This is a genomic window from Neobacillus sp. PS3-12, assembly GCF_030915385.1.
GTDB lineage: Bacteria > Bacillota > Bacilli > Bacillales > Cytobacillaceae > JAEVLT01.
The window spans coordinates 1,944,150-1,958,699 of sequence record NZ_CP133268.1 but is presented as its reverse complement, the minus strand read 5'-3'; the positions used below and the strand labels follow the sequence as shown (position 1 = coordinate 1,958,699).

12 protein-coding genes are annotated in these 14,550 nt (G+C 40.0%); 2 read left to right on the top strand and 10 right to left on the bottom strand.

What is annotated here, in order from left to right:
* Window positions 1-3: 3 nt before the first annotated feature.
* The 7 genes from RCG17_RS10020 to RCG17_RS09990 all read right to left on the bottom strand — a co-directional run bounded on the left by RCG17_RS10020 (window position 4) and on the right by RCG17_RS09990 (window position 8,196).
* Window positions 4-2,070 (bottom strand): (Fe-S)-binding protein, encoded by a 2,067-nt coding sequence (locus tag RCG17_RS10020; protein ID WP_308175029.1) that lies wholly within the window; start codon window positions 2,068-2,070, stop codon window positions 4-6.
* Window positions 2,071-2,128: 58 nt separating this feature from the next.
* On the bottom strand, window positions 2,129-3,091 hold the full coding sequence (locus tag RCG17_RS10015) for an electron transfer flavoprotein subunit alpha/FixB family protein (RefSeq protein ID WP_308175028.1): 963 nt from the start codon (window positions 3,089-3,091) through the stop codon (window positions 2,129-2,131).
* A 16-nt stretch (window positions 3,092-3,107) separates the two neighbouring features.
* Window positions 3,108-3,878 (bottom strand): electron transfer flavoprotein subunit beta/FixA family protein, encoded by a 771-nt coding sequence (locus RCG17_RS10010; RefSeq protein WP_308175027.1) that lies wholly within the window; start codon window positions 3,876-3,878, stop codon window positions 3,108-3,110.
* 174 nt (window positions 3,879-4,052) lie between these two features.
* Entirely contained in the window at window positions 4,053-5,192 is a 1,140-nt protein-coding gene (locus tag RCG17_RS10005) for an acyl-CoA dehydrogenase (protein ID WP_308175026.1), read from the bottom strand.
* 485 nt (window positions 5,193-5,677) lie between these two features.
* A complete protein-coding gene (locus tag RCG17_RS10000; RefSeq protein WP_308175025.1) occupies window positions 5,678-7,321 on the bottom strand; it encodes a sigma-54 interaction domain-containing protein in 1,644 nt (547 codons plus the stop codon).
* A gap of 207 nt (window positions 7,322-7,528) precedes the next feature.
* Window positions 7,529-7,879 carry a hypothetical protein gene (locus tag RCG17_RS09995; protein WP_308175024.1) on the bottom strand — a complete coding sequence of 117 codons (351 nt, stop codon included), beginning with the start codon at window positions 7,877-7,879 and terminating at the stop codon, window positions 7,529-7,531.
* A 128-nt stretch (window positions 7,880-8,007) separates the two neighbouring features.
* Complete coding sequence (locus RCG17_RS09990) at window positions 8,008-8,196, bottom strand: Spo0E family sporulation regulatory protein-aspartic acid phosphatase (protein ID WP_308175023.1); 189 nt, start codon at window positions 8,194-8,196, stop codon at window positions 8,008-8,010.
* 406 nt (window positions 8,197-8,602) lie between these two features.
* Between RCG17_RS09990 and RCG17_RS09985 the strand changes: the two genes are divergently transcribed.
* Together RCG17_RS09985 and RCG17_RS09980 are read left to right on the top strand one after the other, a co-directional pair.
* A complete protein-coding gene (locus RCG17_RS09985; protein WP_308175022.1) occupies window positions 8,603-8,986 on the top strand; it encodes a VOC family protein in 384 nt (127 codons plus the stop codon).
* A gap of 295 nt (window positions 8,987-9,281) precedes the next feature.
* Window positions 9,282-10,118 (top strand): aldo/keto reductase, encoded by an 837-nt coding sequence (locus RCG17_RS09980; RefSeq protein WP_308175021.1) that lies wholly within the window; start codon window positions 9,282-9,284, stop codon window positions 10,116-10,118.
* Window positions 10,119-10,637: 519 nt separating this feature from the next.
* On the opposite strand, the gene RCG17_RS09975 is transcribed toward RCG17_RS09980, so the two are convergent.
* The 3 genes from RCG17_RS09975 to RCG17_RS09965 all read right to left on the bottom strand — a co-directional run bounded on the left by RCG17_RS09975 (window position 10,638) and on the right by RCG17_RS09965 (window position 14,176).
* Window positions 10,638-11,171, bottom strand: a complete 534-nt coding sequence (locus RCG17_RS09975; protein WP_308175020.1) for a DUF3231 family protein — start codon at window positions 11,169-11,171, stop codon at window positions 10,638-10,640.
* Window positions 11,172-11,978: 807 nt separating this feature from the next.
* Window positions 11,979-12,890 carry a response regulator gene (locus RCG17_RS09970; protein ID WP_308175019.1) on the bottom strand — a complete coding sequence of 304 codons (912 nt, stop codon included), beginning with the start codon at window positions 12,888-12,890 and terminating at the stop codon, window positions 11,979-11,981.
* A complete protein-coding gene (locus tag RCG17_RS09965; RefSeq protein ID WP_308175018.1) occupies window positions 12,887-14,176 on the bottom strand; it encodes a sensor histidine kinase in 1,290 nt (429 codons plus the stop codon). The genes RCG17_RS09970 and RCG17_RS09965 overlap by 4 nt, the downstream gene beginning before the upstream one ends.
* Between the last annotated feature and the right edge of the window lie 374 nt (window positions 14,177-14,550).

Here is a 14,550-nt window from a genome sequence, read left to right as displayed (position 1 = left end):
CCCCTAGAGTGATTTTTCCAAAATTTCTACGACATCCAGCGTTTGAACTTGATCATCTACTTCTTTAGCTTTCGTTCCGTCACTGATCATCGTTAAACAATATGGGCATCCGCTGCCGATCATCGTTGGATTCACGGCCAAAAGCTGTTCCGTACGGGCAACGTTAATACGAGTACCTGCATTTTCTTCCATCCACATCCGTCCGCCTCCGGCACCGCAGCACATCGCATTTTCACGGTTCCGTTCGGCTTCAACAAGCTGAACGCCTGGAATCGATTTTAAAATCTCACGAGGCGCATCATAGACTTCGTTGTAGCGTCCCAGGTAACAAGAATCATGGAAGGAAATTACTTCATTGACTGGATTTTTTGGCGTTAATTTCCCTTCTTTGATCAATTGGGCAAGCAATTGCGTATGATGATAGACCTCTGCTTCGAGACCGAATTCAGGGTATTCATTTTTCAAGGTATTAAAAGCATGCGGATCGATCGTGATAATTTTCTTCACGTCATACTTTTTAAAGGCTTCAATATTGGCGTTTGCGAGCTCTTGGAATAAAAACTCATTTCCGATTCGGCGTGGTGTATCGCCAGAGTTCTTTTCATCATTACCTAAGACCGCAAATTTCACTCCCGCAAGATTCAAAACATGGGCAAGGCTTTGGGCAACCTTTTGGCTGCGGTTGTCATAGGAACCCATGGAGCCGACAAAGAATAAGTATTCAAATTCTTCTCCAGCTTTTTTCAGTTCTTTGGCAGTTGGAACTTGGATATCATCGCGGCCATCACGCCACTTTATACGTTCCTTTCGGTTGATTCCCCATGGATTTCCCTGGCGTTCAATATTAGTCATCGCACGCTGGGCGTCAGCATCTAATTTTCCTTCCGTTAACACAAGATAACGGCGAAGGTCGATAATTTTATCAACATGCTCGTTCATAACGGGGCATTGGTCTTCACAGTTGCGGCAAGTGGTGCAAGCCCAAATTTCTTCCTCGGTAATGACATTGCCAATTAAACTGACTTCGCTTTCAAGAGCAGCAGCTGCTTCATTGGCCAATGCCAGCTGGTTCCCCCGAGTATTTTTAAAAAGAGGGGCAGGCATCCAAGGCTGTCTCGACGTAACAGCAGCACCTTTCTCGGTCAAGTGATTGCGCAATTTTAAAATTAATTCCCTTGGTGACAGCATCTTTCCCGTTCCAGAGGCCGGGCACATACTTGTACAGCGGCCGCACTCCACACAGGCATAGAGGTCCACCAATTGTTTCTGGTTAAAATCTTCTATTTTACTAACGCCGAACGTTTCCTGTGTTTCATCTTCGAAATTGATCGTCGATAATTGACCGATCTTATGGGTGCGCCCTAACCAGACATTGGCAATCCCGGCAATCAAGTGGGCATGTTTTCCTTGAGGAACATAAACTAAAAATGCCAGCAGGAATAAAAGATGTCCCCACCAAAATACAAAGAACAGGGCTGCAGCGGCTGTTTGCGGCAAAAAGCTAAAAGCGGATGCAATGGCAGAAGCTACAGGCTCTGACCAAGACTCTTCACCGCCATGCCAAATGATGTCCATCCCATTGGCGAGTAACGTACAAAGCATTAATCCTGTTAAAAATAAATAGACAAGACCGGCGAAAAATCCACGTTTTAACCGTACTAATTTTTCAATGTAGCGGCGGTAAAATCCCCAAACAACTCCGACAAGAATGATTAACACAACGATTTCTTGAAAAAACGTAAAATAGGGGTAAAGCGGACCCAATGGAAGGTGGGAGTCTGGGGCAAGTCCCTTCCAGATCAGATCAATGGCTCCAAATTGAACAAGCAAGAAGCCGTAGAAAAACATGACATGCATCGTCCCGCTCTTCTTGTCTTTAAGAAGCTTTTTTTGCCCAAAAACATAAACAAGAAGGGCATCGATCCGTTCCTGCACTGTTTTATTAAATTCAGCTTTTTTTCCAAGTTTGATATACCTGATACGGGTTTTTACAAGCTCGGCAAAAACGTAAATCGCGTAGCCGGTTATGAGCAGGAATAGTAATATATTTAATAGTTGTAAGATACTCATCTCAAATCCCCTCTGAAAAATTTTGTTGGAGCCCAACCCCTAAAAAGGGGCAGGGATCCTAGCTGACAGCGATTGCTTTTAATTCTTCAATTAACATGGGCACGACCTCAAACAAGTCACCGACAATTCCGTAGTCCGCAATTTTGAAAATTTCGGCTTCCGGGTCTTTGTTGATCGCCACAATCACTTTGGAGCTGGACATTCCGGCAACGTGCTGGATTGCACCGGATATACCGCAGGCAATATAAAGGTCTGGAGTGACCACTTTTCCTGTTTGTCCAATTTGCAACGAATAATCGCAGTATTCAGCATCACATGCACCGCGGGATGCACCAACTGCACCGCCCAAAAGGTCAGCTAATTCTTGAAGCGGCTTAAAGCCTTCGCTGCTTTTTACACCGCGGCCTCCGGAAACAATGATTTTGGCTTCGGAAAGATCAACGCCGCCGACTGCTTTACGGATAACCTCTTTTACAATGGTCCGAAGATCTTTGATTTCTACATTCATGGATACGATCTCACCTGAACGTGATTCGTCTTTTTCTAAAGTAGTAATATTATTCGGGCGAATGGTTGCCAAAATAAGCCCTTCGTTGACGACCAATTTTTCGAAGGCTTTACCAGAATAAATTGGACGGATAAAACCATCTTCTTCGATGCGAACGGCATCGGAAATTAACCCTGATTTAAGCTTGGCCGCAATCCGTGGCGACAGGTCTTTGCCAAGCGCTGTATGTCCTAAAATAAAACCATCTGGTTGTTCCGCATCGATTACTTGCATAACCGCTTGTGAATAGGCATCAGGAGTGTACGATTTTAATTGACTATCCTCCACAGTAATGACACGGTCTGCACCATAATAGATTAGATTGCTAGCCAGGTTTTGAACGCTTTCACCTAAAACCAGGCCAACGACCTCGCCCCCATCTGCCACTTGTTTTGCAGCAGCGATTGCTTCATATGAAACGTTTCGTAATTCACCGTCACGAACTTCTCCGAAAACTAATACTTTTTTACTCATAGGAATCCCCTTTCGATTAAATGACTTTTGCTTCTGTTCTTAGTAATGTAATAAGTTCACTGACTTGTTGTTTCGTTTCTCCTTGAAGGACTTTACCTGCGGCTTTGGCAGGTGGGAGGAAGATGTCCACTGATTTTATTTTTGCCGCTACTTCATCTTCATCGAGATCCAGGTCATCGAGTTCCAATTCTTCCAGAGGCTTTTTCTTTGCTTTCATAATTCCTGGTAAAGATGGATAACGAGGTTCATTTAATCCTTGTTGGCATGTAACAAGTAGTGGAAGGGATGCTTCGATGATTTCGAGGTCTCCTTCAACGTCGCGTTCAATTATCGCTTTATTTCCATCAACTGTAAGTTTTGTTATGACCGTTACAACAGGGATATTCAGCTCTTCAGCGAGGCGAGGGCCGACTTGTCCGGTTCCGCCATCGACGGTTACGTTTCCGGCTAAAATAATATCAATCTCTTGGTCTTTTAAATATGCGGCTAATATGGCAGCAGTAGAGAATTGGTCTGCTTCATCCAAGTCTTCCGAGTTAATTAGGACGGCTTTGTCAGCGCCCATTGCTAGACCAGTGCGAAGTTCTTTCTCTGATTCTTCATCCCCAAATGTGACAAGGGTGATTTCTCCGCCATGTTCTTCCTTTAATTTCAAGGCTTCCTCAATGGCATATTCATCATAGGGATTGATGATAAAAGTAGCGCCGTCTTCACTGACTTGTCCATTATTAATGCTGATTTTTTCTTCTGTATCAAAAGTGCGTTTCATGATTACAAAGATATTCATAGATAATCCTCCTTCAGTTTTAAAAAAAAATTGCCAGCCTAAGGGGGGAGAGGCTCCCCTTAAGCTTAATGTACTGTCCAAGAGTATCGATTCCCTTCAGAACAAACCATTAAGGGAATTGATAAAGCGTCAATGCCCTTGAGGAGCAAAAATTCGTCTTCTAGGGAATTGATTTTATTTCGTCACCATTCTAGAAATAACCAAGCGCTGGATTTCTTGTGTTCCTTCATAGATTTGCGTAATTTTTGCATCACGCATATATCTTTCTACTGGATATTCCTTCGTATATCCATAACCGCCAAAGATTTGAACCGCTTCGGTTGTTACTTTCATTGCGGTATCTCCGGCAAATAGCTTCGACATGGCCGATTCTTTTCCATATGGAAGACCTTGAGACTCAAGCCATGCAGCTTGGTAGGTTAATAGTCTTGCAGCTTCGACACTTGTTGCCATATCAGCAAGCTTAAAGCCAATACCTTGCTGCAGGGAGATTGGTTTGCCGAATTGAACGCGTTCTTTTGCATAAGCAGTCGCAGCATCAAGGGCACCTTGTGCAATTCCAAGTGCTTGTGAAGCGATACCGTTACGTCCGCCATCTAGTGTCATCATCGCAATTTTGAAGCCTTCGCCTACTTGGCCTAATACGTTTTCGACAGGAACTTTACATTCTTCAAAAATAATTTCGGTTGTAGGTGATGAACGAATGCCCATCTTGTCTTCTTTTTTACCAACGGAGAAGCCAGGGAAGTCACTCTCAACGATAAACCCCGTAATTCCTTTTGCTTTTTGAGAAGAATCGGTTGCAGCGAATACCACATAAATTTCCGCAGCGCCGCCGTTTGTGATAAAGATTTTTGAACCGTTTAGTACGTAATGGTCCCCTTCAAGGCGGGCAGTTGTTTTCATTCCGCTTGCATCAGAACCGCTTCCAGGCTCCGTTAATGCGTAAGCCCCGATTTTCTTGCCTTCTGCCATTGGGCGTAAATATTTTTGTTTTTGTTCTTCCGTTCCAAACTTGTAAACAGGCCATCCGGCAAGTGATGTATGTGCTGAAAGCATAACGCCAACAGAGGCGTCTACGCGGGATAATTCCTCAACAGCGATACAGTATGCCAAGTAATCGCTTCCAATACCGCCGTACTCTTCAGGCCATGGAATACCAGTCAAACCAAGGTCGGCAATTTGGTCAAAAATAGCCCGATCAAAATGTTGTTCCTCGTCACGCTGTGCAGCTGTTGGTTCGACCTCATTCTTCGCAAAATCACGAACCATTTTTCGAATCATTTCATGTTCATCAGATAATTTAAAGTGCATGTTTATCCCCCATTTGCTTAAATTTTTCAATCCGATACTATTAATGCAAGAAGTGTGCCAAAATCGAGGAATATTTAAAAAATTTTATTTTTTCCCAATAAACAGTGAAATAACGGGGTTTTAATGGGGAATATATGTGGGGGATTTAAAAATTTTTTGCTAAAACAGAAGCCATTTAAAAACATGTTGTCAGGATTACCGTGCACTCTTAATGGAAAGCAGGAAATACTGTACGGATATCCTTACAGTTGTAACAAATATGTCATTTTTCTGTACAGGTTCTGAACATTTTTTTGCAAAAATCACGATTTTTCCATCGATTTCGACGACATCACCGTACAAAATACTCCCTCATGCGCGCAGCAAGGGGAGTATAAAAGGTATCAGCTAATAAGGAAGTATAATTGCAACTACTCCTCTGTCTTCACCCTTTGGGGGCTAGCCAATCGACGATTTTTCTTTATAAATCATATTTTTTCATTTTTTCATAGAGGGACGTCCGGCTGCATCCCGAGTAGTTTTGCAGTTTCCGATTTATTTCCATCGGTCATCCTTAGGCAGGCAGAAATGGTATTTCGCTCTGTTTCCTCAATGATTTCAGTCAAAGAACGGACCGAAAATTCTTGGGCGTATCCGATTGCAACTTCTTCAGGCAAATATTTTGGAGTAATACATTCTCCTTCATCGACAAGATTCAAAGCCCGTTCAATTACATTTTCCAGCTCACGAATGTTTCCCGGCCAAGAATAATGACAAAGTAAATACATCGACTGTTCCGAGATTCCACGGGCCTTTTTCTTCATCAGATTTTGGTATTTTTCAAAAAAATGGTTGGCCAAAATTTTTATATCTTCATTTCGATCCCTTAACGAAGGAATGGTGATTTGCATAACCTTCAACCGATAATACAAGTCCAATCTAAAATCCCTTTTGGCGACCATTTCAGTAAGGTTTCGATTTGTTGCAGCAATGATTCTAACATCAACAGGAATGGTTCCGGTGGCACCAACCCGTTCCACTTCTTTTTCTTGCAGAACACGCAATAATTTTACCTGCATATGTAAAGGAAGCTCGCCAATTTCATCGAGAAAAATTGTTCCACCATCGGCTACCTCAAATTTTCCGATTTTCCCGCCTTTTTTTGCACCTGTGAAGGAACCTTCTTCGTAGCCAAAAAGCTCGGATTCGATGAGATCGACAGGAATCGCTGCGCAGTTTACTTTTACGAAAGCCCCCATGGAACGGCGGCTGGCATTATGAATCGCTTGGGCAAATAATTCTTTGCCTGTCCCGCTTTCTCCTAAAATAAGGACATTGGAATCACTTTTTCCTGCCTTTTTTGCATGATGCTTCACATCCATAAATGCCTTGCTTTTGCCGATTAAATGATCGAAAGTATAGTAAGCTTTATTTCTAGCACTAATAATCCCTTTGCTTTTGTTTAACTCAGTTGTTAGCGAACTGATTCGTTTCGATAAAGAAGTGAGCTGCTCTAAATTATTAAAAACGACCTTCCCAACGGCGCCAACTCTTTTTCCTTGCTTAATAACAGGTGATCGGTTGGCAATGATATAGTCAGCCTTAATTTTTTGCGGTTCCCCAATCTCGATATTTCCTGTTTTCGCAACAATATGCATCCTTGTGTTCTCGATAACTTCAGTTACATGCTTTCCAATTGATTTTTCTTGATCGACGCCAAGAAAATCCGCAAATGGTTTGGTCAAAATCTGAACGTACCCCTCTGGGTCAACAACTACCAAGCTTTCATCTGCCATTTCACTTAAATCTTGATAGATTATTTCTTCTGGAGAATCGGATTTTAGAACTTCCTTATTTGAAAAAAAGAAGAAGTAATACTGATATTCCTCTTCAGCGACAACAACGACTTCTTTTCTCATAAATCCCTTTCGGCCAGATAAATTGATTGGTGTATTCACCGTTGGAACGAAGTTTTTATTGAGAAAAGGAGCGATTTCAAGCTTAAATTGTTCCATCGAAAAGATTTCCGACAGAAATCGATTACTCAGTATAACGTTTTTATCATTTCTGGTGACGAGAACGCCAAAAGGCAGCTCATCTAAGAGCGCTTTCAAAACCTCCGTTAATATAGCTTGTGCATTAGAAGCCATTCTAATTTCCCCCTTAAGAGAGAAGGCTAGAAAAAAACGATTAGTGGAAATAACTAGCATTATCTCTACTTCTACTTTATCAACTACCATTCAGGAGGTAAAGCAGGATCAAAATAATATTCTGAATTATTAATCCAAACAGGGCAGTAAAAAATGAAAAGAGCCGTTTTGATCTTTAACAATCACAAACAGCCCTTTTAAAAAAGGTTAATAATAATTCGTATAGGTTGGCGGATTCCAGGTCGGAGCACCATAATGGACTGGTTGTGGATAATAAGGCAGGATATGATAGTGATTTGGAGATGGAGGATATGTTGGCGGCTGGTAGGGATTATGATAAATAGGTTGATGATGTGTTTGATGATGATTTAAATGTTGATAGCTAGTATGATGATTCGAATTTGGATTATGATAGGCAGCATGATTACCGGGGTTATGATGATTAGGATTATTGCCTTCAGAATGAGAACCATTTAACACATAGTGATTATACTGTGCGACACAAGCTCCCGATTGACCAGGAGGAGGCCCCGTAGTAATTGTTTTTGGGTGAGTCAATTTCCACGCCTCTTTTCAAACGGTTTTAGTTCATAGTATGATGAGAATTAATTTCTGTAACGAAAAAGGCAAAAATGGACTATAACACACAAAAACCGCAAAAGACCAAATGTCTCTGCGGTTTTTTATCACATCAAATCTACAATTTTTTCATCTATATATTCATTAATAAGCAAATTTAATTTGATTGAAAGCGAAATATAGTCTGGGCTGCCTGGGCCATTTTGATTGTACAATTGGGTGACTTTTGTTTTGAGATGAGCAATTTGCATTAAAAGGTTCACATTTTCTAGAGGAACAGATACGTCAGCTTTCATCACCATACACCTCGTCAAGTAATTTTATCTATTGATTTTGGAAGGCATGATGACTTTCTTCTGTTTTGTGCTTTAAACCCGCATGAACCAACACGTTTCCAAAATCACATTGATAGTACCACAGTCTATTTTTCATGTGAATACGCTTTTAAAAAGTAAAAAAATTTAAAAAACCGTAAATAATATTGATATATCAAGTGTTGGGATAAATAATTTCAGCACCCTTGATAAAAGTATTTACTGAAATTGAAAGCGTTATATCGTTATAACATTGCTACAAAAAGTAATAATATTATAAAATTACAAACAACTAGGCAAAAACCATTTTTACTTTAGTCTAAAGAATAACTTCAAAAGGAAAATGGAAGGATAATAAAGTTCGCTTAGGGGAAAGGGAGGAAGTCAATTGATTAATAAAGTCGGTCAAATTATGTTGTATGTCAATAATCAGGATGAGGCAGTGAGATTTTGGACTGAAAAAGTAGGATTTAGCGTCATAACTGAAAATGACAACGGTCAAGGGATGAAATGGATTGAAATCGCTCCAACAAAGGAAGCTGAAACAAGTATTGTTCTTCATAATAAGGAGCTAATTGCGAAGATGCAGCCTGAGTTGAATCTGGGCACCCCTTCAATCATGTTTTTTTCAGAAAACCTTGACCAAGTATATCAAGATTTTAAGGATAAAAATATAACCGTTGGTGATATGGTAACAATGCCAGGTGGAAAAGTATTTAACTTTGCGGACCAGGAAAACAATTATTTTGCTGTAATGGAAAAAATGCAGTAACCGAAGTGGCACTATAGAAGCGGTATGATGCCGCTTCTCATGAAAAAGGTAGAAGAGGCGGCATCATAGAAGGTATATGATGCCGCTTCTCACGAAAAAAGTAAAAGATGTAGCATCATAGAAGCGGTATGATGCCACTTCTCATGAAAAAAAAGGAGATGTGACATCATAGAGGTTCACCAGTGACTTTGTAGGAAAGAAGGCGGAAAAGTATCCACATTGAGTCAGAGTACTTTTCTTTAGTCACTAAATAATGGATAATATAGTTGTTTTTACATAAAGGGAGGAATCAGACATGCCATCTAGTTTAAAAGATACGACAACATTACATAATGGTGTAAAAATGCCATGGATGGGATTGGGTGTTTTCAAGGTAAAAGAAGGGGAAGAGGTTATCCAATCTGTTAAAGCAGCACTAAAAAATGGTTATATACATATTGATACAGCTGCGATTTATGGGAATGAAGAAGGCGTTGGTCAAGCTATTAAAGAATCCGGTGTTCCTCGTGAAAACTTATTCATCACTACAAAGCTTTGGAATACAGAGCAAGGCTACGACACGACACTAAAAGCCTTCGAAACAAGTATGGAAAAATTAGGTCTTGATTATTTAGATCTTTATTTAATCCACTGGCCTGGTAAAGATAAATACAAAGATACATGGAGAGCATTTGAAAAACTATACAGAGATGGCCGCGTACGGGCAATTGGTGTAAGTAATTTTCTGGTTCACCATTTAGAAGATTTACTGGGTACTGCAGAAATTAAACCAATGGTAAACCAAGTAGAGTACCATCCACACTTGACTCAAAAGGACTTGCAGGCTTTTTGTAAAAAAGAAGGCATTCAGCTTGAAGCATGGTCACCTTTAAAGCAAGGGCAATTACTGAATGATCCAACTCTAATAGAGATTGCTCAAAAATATAACAAATCCGTCGCTCAAATCATTTTGCGCTGGGATCTTCAAAACGAAGTTGTAACGATTCCAAAATCAATTAATGAGCAACGCATTATTGAAAACTCCAATGTTTTTGATTTTGAATTAACAAGAGAAGATATGGATCGAATCGATGGCTTGAATAAGGATAGCCGTGCCGGATCACATCCAGACCAAATGATGGTCGGTTTCTAGCTAATAGGAAAGTATAATTTTTTTTTCAAAATTTATACTTTCCTATGTCGCACGACGGACAGGATGTCCTAGTCAGGCGAGTGCCACAGGACGTGGCACTCTACGAGCCTGGCAAGTGCAACTATGCCTCTGTCTTCGCCCTTAGGGGCTCGCCAATCGGCGAGTTTTCTTTAAAAAAGTGCCCCAAGTGACTTTACTTGGGGCATTTTTAAGCAATTTAAGCATAAATTAAGATTGTCCAAGTATATTTTTTAGAAGCATGTCGATTAATAAATTTATCCAAATTCATTTTTTTCTCCTTTTTTTGTGTGAAATCCGATAGAATATAAGCTAGATTATTAACCATGGAGGTTACTAGATATGAAACACTGGGTAAGGGCACTGATTATTATAGATATTCTTATCCTTTTGGCTGTTATCGGCGGAGAAGTATTTTTTAGTATTTAATATGCCACTTTGGAGCTGCGCTCCTTTTATTGAGTATTCAATTTAGAGACCAATTCGCAAAATGGAATTGGTCTATTTATCGTTATTTTTTTGATGTGCAGATGCCATTGGCGGCTGTTCCAGCCATCTTTTGTCGATCATTAGCTTCATTCCTTCATCAAGAAATGCGCCGGTTTCAACAATTAATAAGCCGAACATCGTGCTTAGGTCTCTTCTGACCACAAAACTAAGGGCATTTCCATACCTTGCGATCGCAATTTGTCCTAGTGATAAAATTTCAAACATAATCAGCCGATCAGAAAATGGAGAAATGGAAGAGTCGATAATTTCGGATTCATAGGTAGCCTGAAACGGCAGGTTCTCCGCTGAATTCAGCGATTGAAATCTTTCCACCCTTTTTCCTGTTATATTTTTGGCTTTCTGGCAAAATTTTTGAACTTCAGAGTCATTAGCGATTTGCAAAAACATGATAAACATTGTTTTTGCAAGAATTACTCCGCGTAGACTGAAAATAAGATTATCAATCTCTATCCCGCTAAGCTGCCGCTGTTTACCCAGCCATCCAGACAAGAAAGAATGGTGTTCAACCATTTCAGGCTGTTTCATTGTTGGAAGATGAACTGTTTGGTGTCCATAACCTTTTTTGAGGACGATCTCCGTTATATTTCGATAAAGCTCCGTTGCTTTTTGAAGACATGTTTCAAAAAAAGACAGGACTTCATGATTTTCAGTTTTACCCCTTTTGCTATTTTTTTCAAAAGCAAGTTTGTTATTCCTCGTTCTAGTATTTCATTTTAAAGATAAAGGAGTAAGCTAAATTGCAATATGTAATTATGACATTTTTGTGAAAAAGTAAGGAAATAGAAGATGTTCTACGTTTTCAACAGACTTGTTTCCGCTTTCTTGGCAAATGTTTTCGTTTACAATCACTTTGTCAAAAATCCCCTTCCTGTAGATAATATAAATATAGATTGAACGTACATAAAAAATCTTTTAAAAGGGGTAATGAAAAATGAAAAAAGTGATTAAAGTAATCCTTAATTTTATGGATGACTATGGTAAATGTATTGGCCCATGCAGCGCTATTGATAACACCAAGTAATGAAAATGAAGGTGTTTGAGTTGAATAACAATGTTGAATTTTACAGTGATCCGCCAGCCGATTCTCGAGAATAAAGAAGAGAATCGGTTTTTTGCATTAGGCTGTGTTTACTGTGACTGTTGATTTCCGCTCCGGGCACTCGCTTTCCGCGGGGAGGTCCTGGAGCCTCCTCGGCGCTTTGGCGCCTGTGGGGTCTCCAGTGACCTCTATATCCCGCAGGAGTCGAGTGCCCTCCGCTCCAATCAACAGGGTAAGAAATCACCAAATTCCTTTAACACAGCCAAAAAAAAGGCTGGTTTTAAACCAAGCCTTCATTTTCCTTTGGCCTCCATATATAAGGCCTGGATGAATTTTTTGATATTGATCCGGGTGTGACTGGTGTCGCTGTGCATTTTTCCTTCTAATTCAAGCATTTTCATTCGTACTTGGCTGTAATCAAATAATTTGGATGAATAATATTCGAATGTTGGGTTGGCATAATCCGTTAATCCGAGTGATGCCAGATGCTCAAGGACTTGCTGGATCGCACGGCGAATCCGCTGCTCCACTGCTTTCGTTTCTTTATTGATCTCACTCGGTGTAGCGGATTGGCTGAGCCGCTTTTTGATCATCGTTGCATATAACTCTTTTAAGGGGGGAACTTCGCGAACTCCCTCTTCCTCCAATGTATATAGAACCTCCAGCAGGTCCAGCAGATCCTTGTCGCCACTTTTTCCAATAACCCCCAGCTCCAACAAAATATTTTTCGCAGAGGGAATCACTTGAGTTTGTTTGCTTTGTTCATGAATTTGCGGGATATGGTTTTGTGTATTTAAAAAGCTTAATGACTTTTGGATGTCATGGATTGATTTTTCTAAAAGTAAATATTCACCGACCTTCTTAAGAACGCTCAAGACCTCCAGGCGATTAATCGGTTTCGTGATATAATGTTCAACCCCAAGCGAATAGGCCTCACTGATCATATCCTTCGTTTCAACTTGGGAAATCATGATGATTTTTCCACGGAAAAGAGGAGCAATTTCTCTCACTGTTTCAATTCCATCCCGATTGGGCATAAGCAAATCAATAATCAGGATATTGACTTCCAGAGCAGCAAGGGTATGGGCAAAAACTTCCGAGCCGTCCTCTGCTTCGCCAACAATCGTCCCTAAGCCTTCTTCTTCAATAATATTTGAAAGCATCCCCCTGATCGTGGCGGAATCATCGACAATAAAAAAGTTCATTTTATCAACTCCTCTTGAGTTAGACTTGCTACAGGAAGCAGAATATCGAAGGTGGTTCCTTCTGTATTCGTCGAATCGATTAGTTTTATTTCGCCACCGATATTTTCAATGACATTTTTTATATACGCTAAACCGATTCCATTTGAGGCAATTCCATTCGTATCAAATTTTGTGGTAAAGCCTGGTTCAAAAATAAATGGTTTGTTTTTTTTGGAAATTCCGCATCCGTTATCATGGATTCTGATTTTGGCCATGTCATTTTCTCTTTCGATTGTTAACACGATTTGTCCAGTTTGCTGGATCGCTTCCACTGCGTTGGCAACAAGATTGTTAATCAGTGAAAGGAGGACAAAGGTACGGTAACGCGGATGTTCTCCAGATATGTTCACTTGGTAATCGATTGTTTTATCAAGAATCTCTCCGTAACTTTTATTCGAGTGGGTGATCACGCGAATGATCTCTTCAATTTCCATAAAATCATCTAAGTTTTCTTTAGCCATTAACTTTGATAAGCCTGCATAAATCCGTTGGTTATCTTTTTTAATTTCATGCAATTCCCCGGCAATTTTCAGCATCGCTTGTGCTTGTTCCTGATTGTTCTGATCCTTCAATTCCCGATAAAGCTTATAGCATGCACCTGTTAATTCCTCGGCGTTCTTCGCCGATTTTTCTAATTGAACTCTCTCCACATACAAATTTGAGGTTAAGAGCAGGATTTGTTCCGTCCGCTTTCGCTGCTGCTCTTCCGCAAGTTTTGTCTCTCTCAGAATGAGGATATTGAAAAAGCCAAGTACAAAAAAGGTTCGGATAAATGCTACTCCTCCAATAATAAGGAAGTTAGAAGTGGTAATCTGCACTTCGTTAGTAAAATGGCGAATCGAAATTTCCGCAGAATTAGAGATCGTTTCGATTACAACTCCAAGTAAACCGACAAGAAAGGGGCGGGAATATAACTCTTTTATTTTAAAAACATGAAATAACCCAGCAAAGACTGCGTAATAAAAGAATACTGGAAAATTACTGACAAACGAGTCCTGAAGCCAAAACGAGGCATTAAACAGCTTGTCCAGGGACATCCGAAACAGAACGACAGCAATGCCCGTTAAAAAACCCGCCAAAACGGGGTGAATTTTACGGGACCACAACAAAATAAAGAAAAAAACCGTTGTGGCCATGCTGACTCGAAGATCGGCACCGCTAAATGGGTAAAACTTTAATTCGCCAGCAATTGGTACAGCAATGATCATAAACAAGTAAGCAATTAATTTTTCGCGAATGATGATCACGTCCAATCTCAGGGTTTTTTAAAAAATTATTTTTCAAGTTGTTGTTTTCCGTAGTTTTTTGTAGTTCCTAAAGTATCATCAATTTGTAACAAGTTTTCTCACAGAAAATTGCAACCGTTTACAAATCAGATAACCAGGTCAACCTATATTTCTATTTTACTATAAAACAAAAATTTTCATAGTTTTATAGGTATCGGCCGTAAATTCAAGGGGGTGAATAAGCAAGCAATCATACAGGGGTTCCTCTAATACAACAATCCATCCAATTATCATCCATCATTGATTGAACAAAGGATTTAGCAAAGAAATGGAAGCGCTTTATTTTGGGGATATAATAATACGAACTTCTTCTACTAGAGAAAAAAATTCAATCG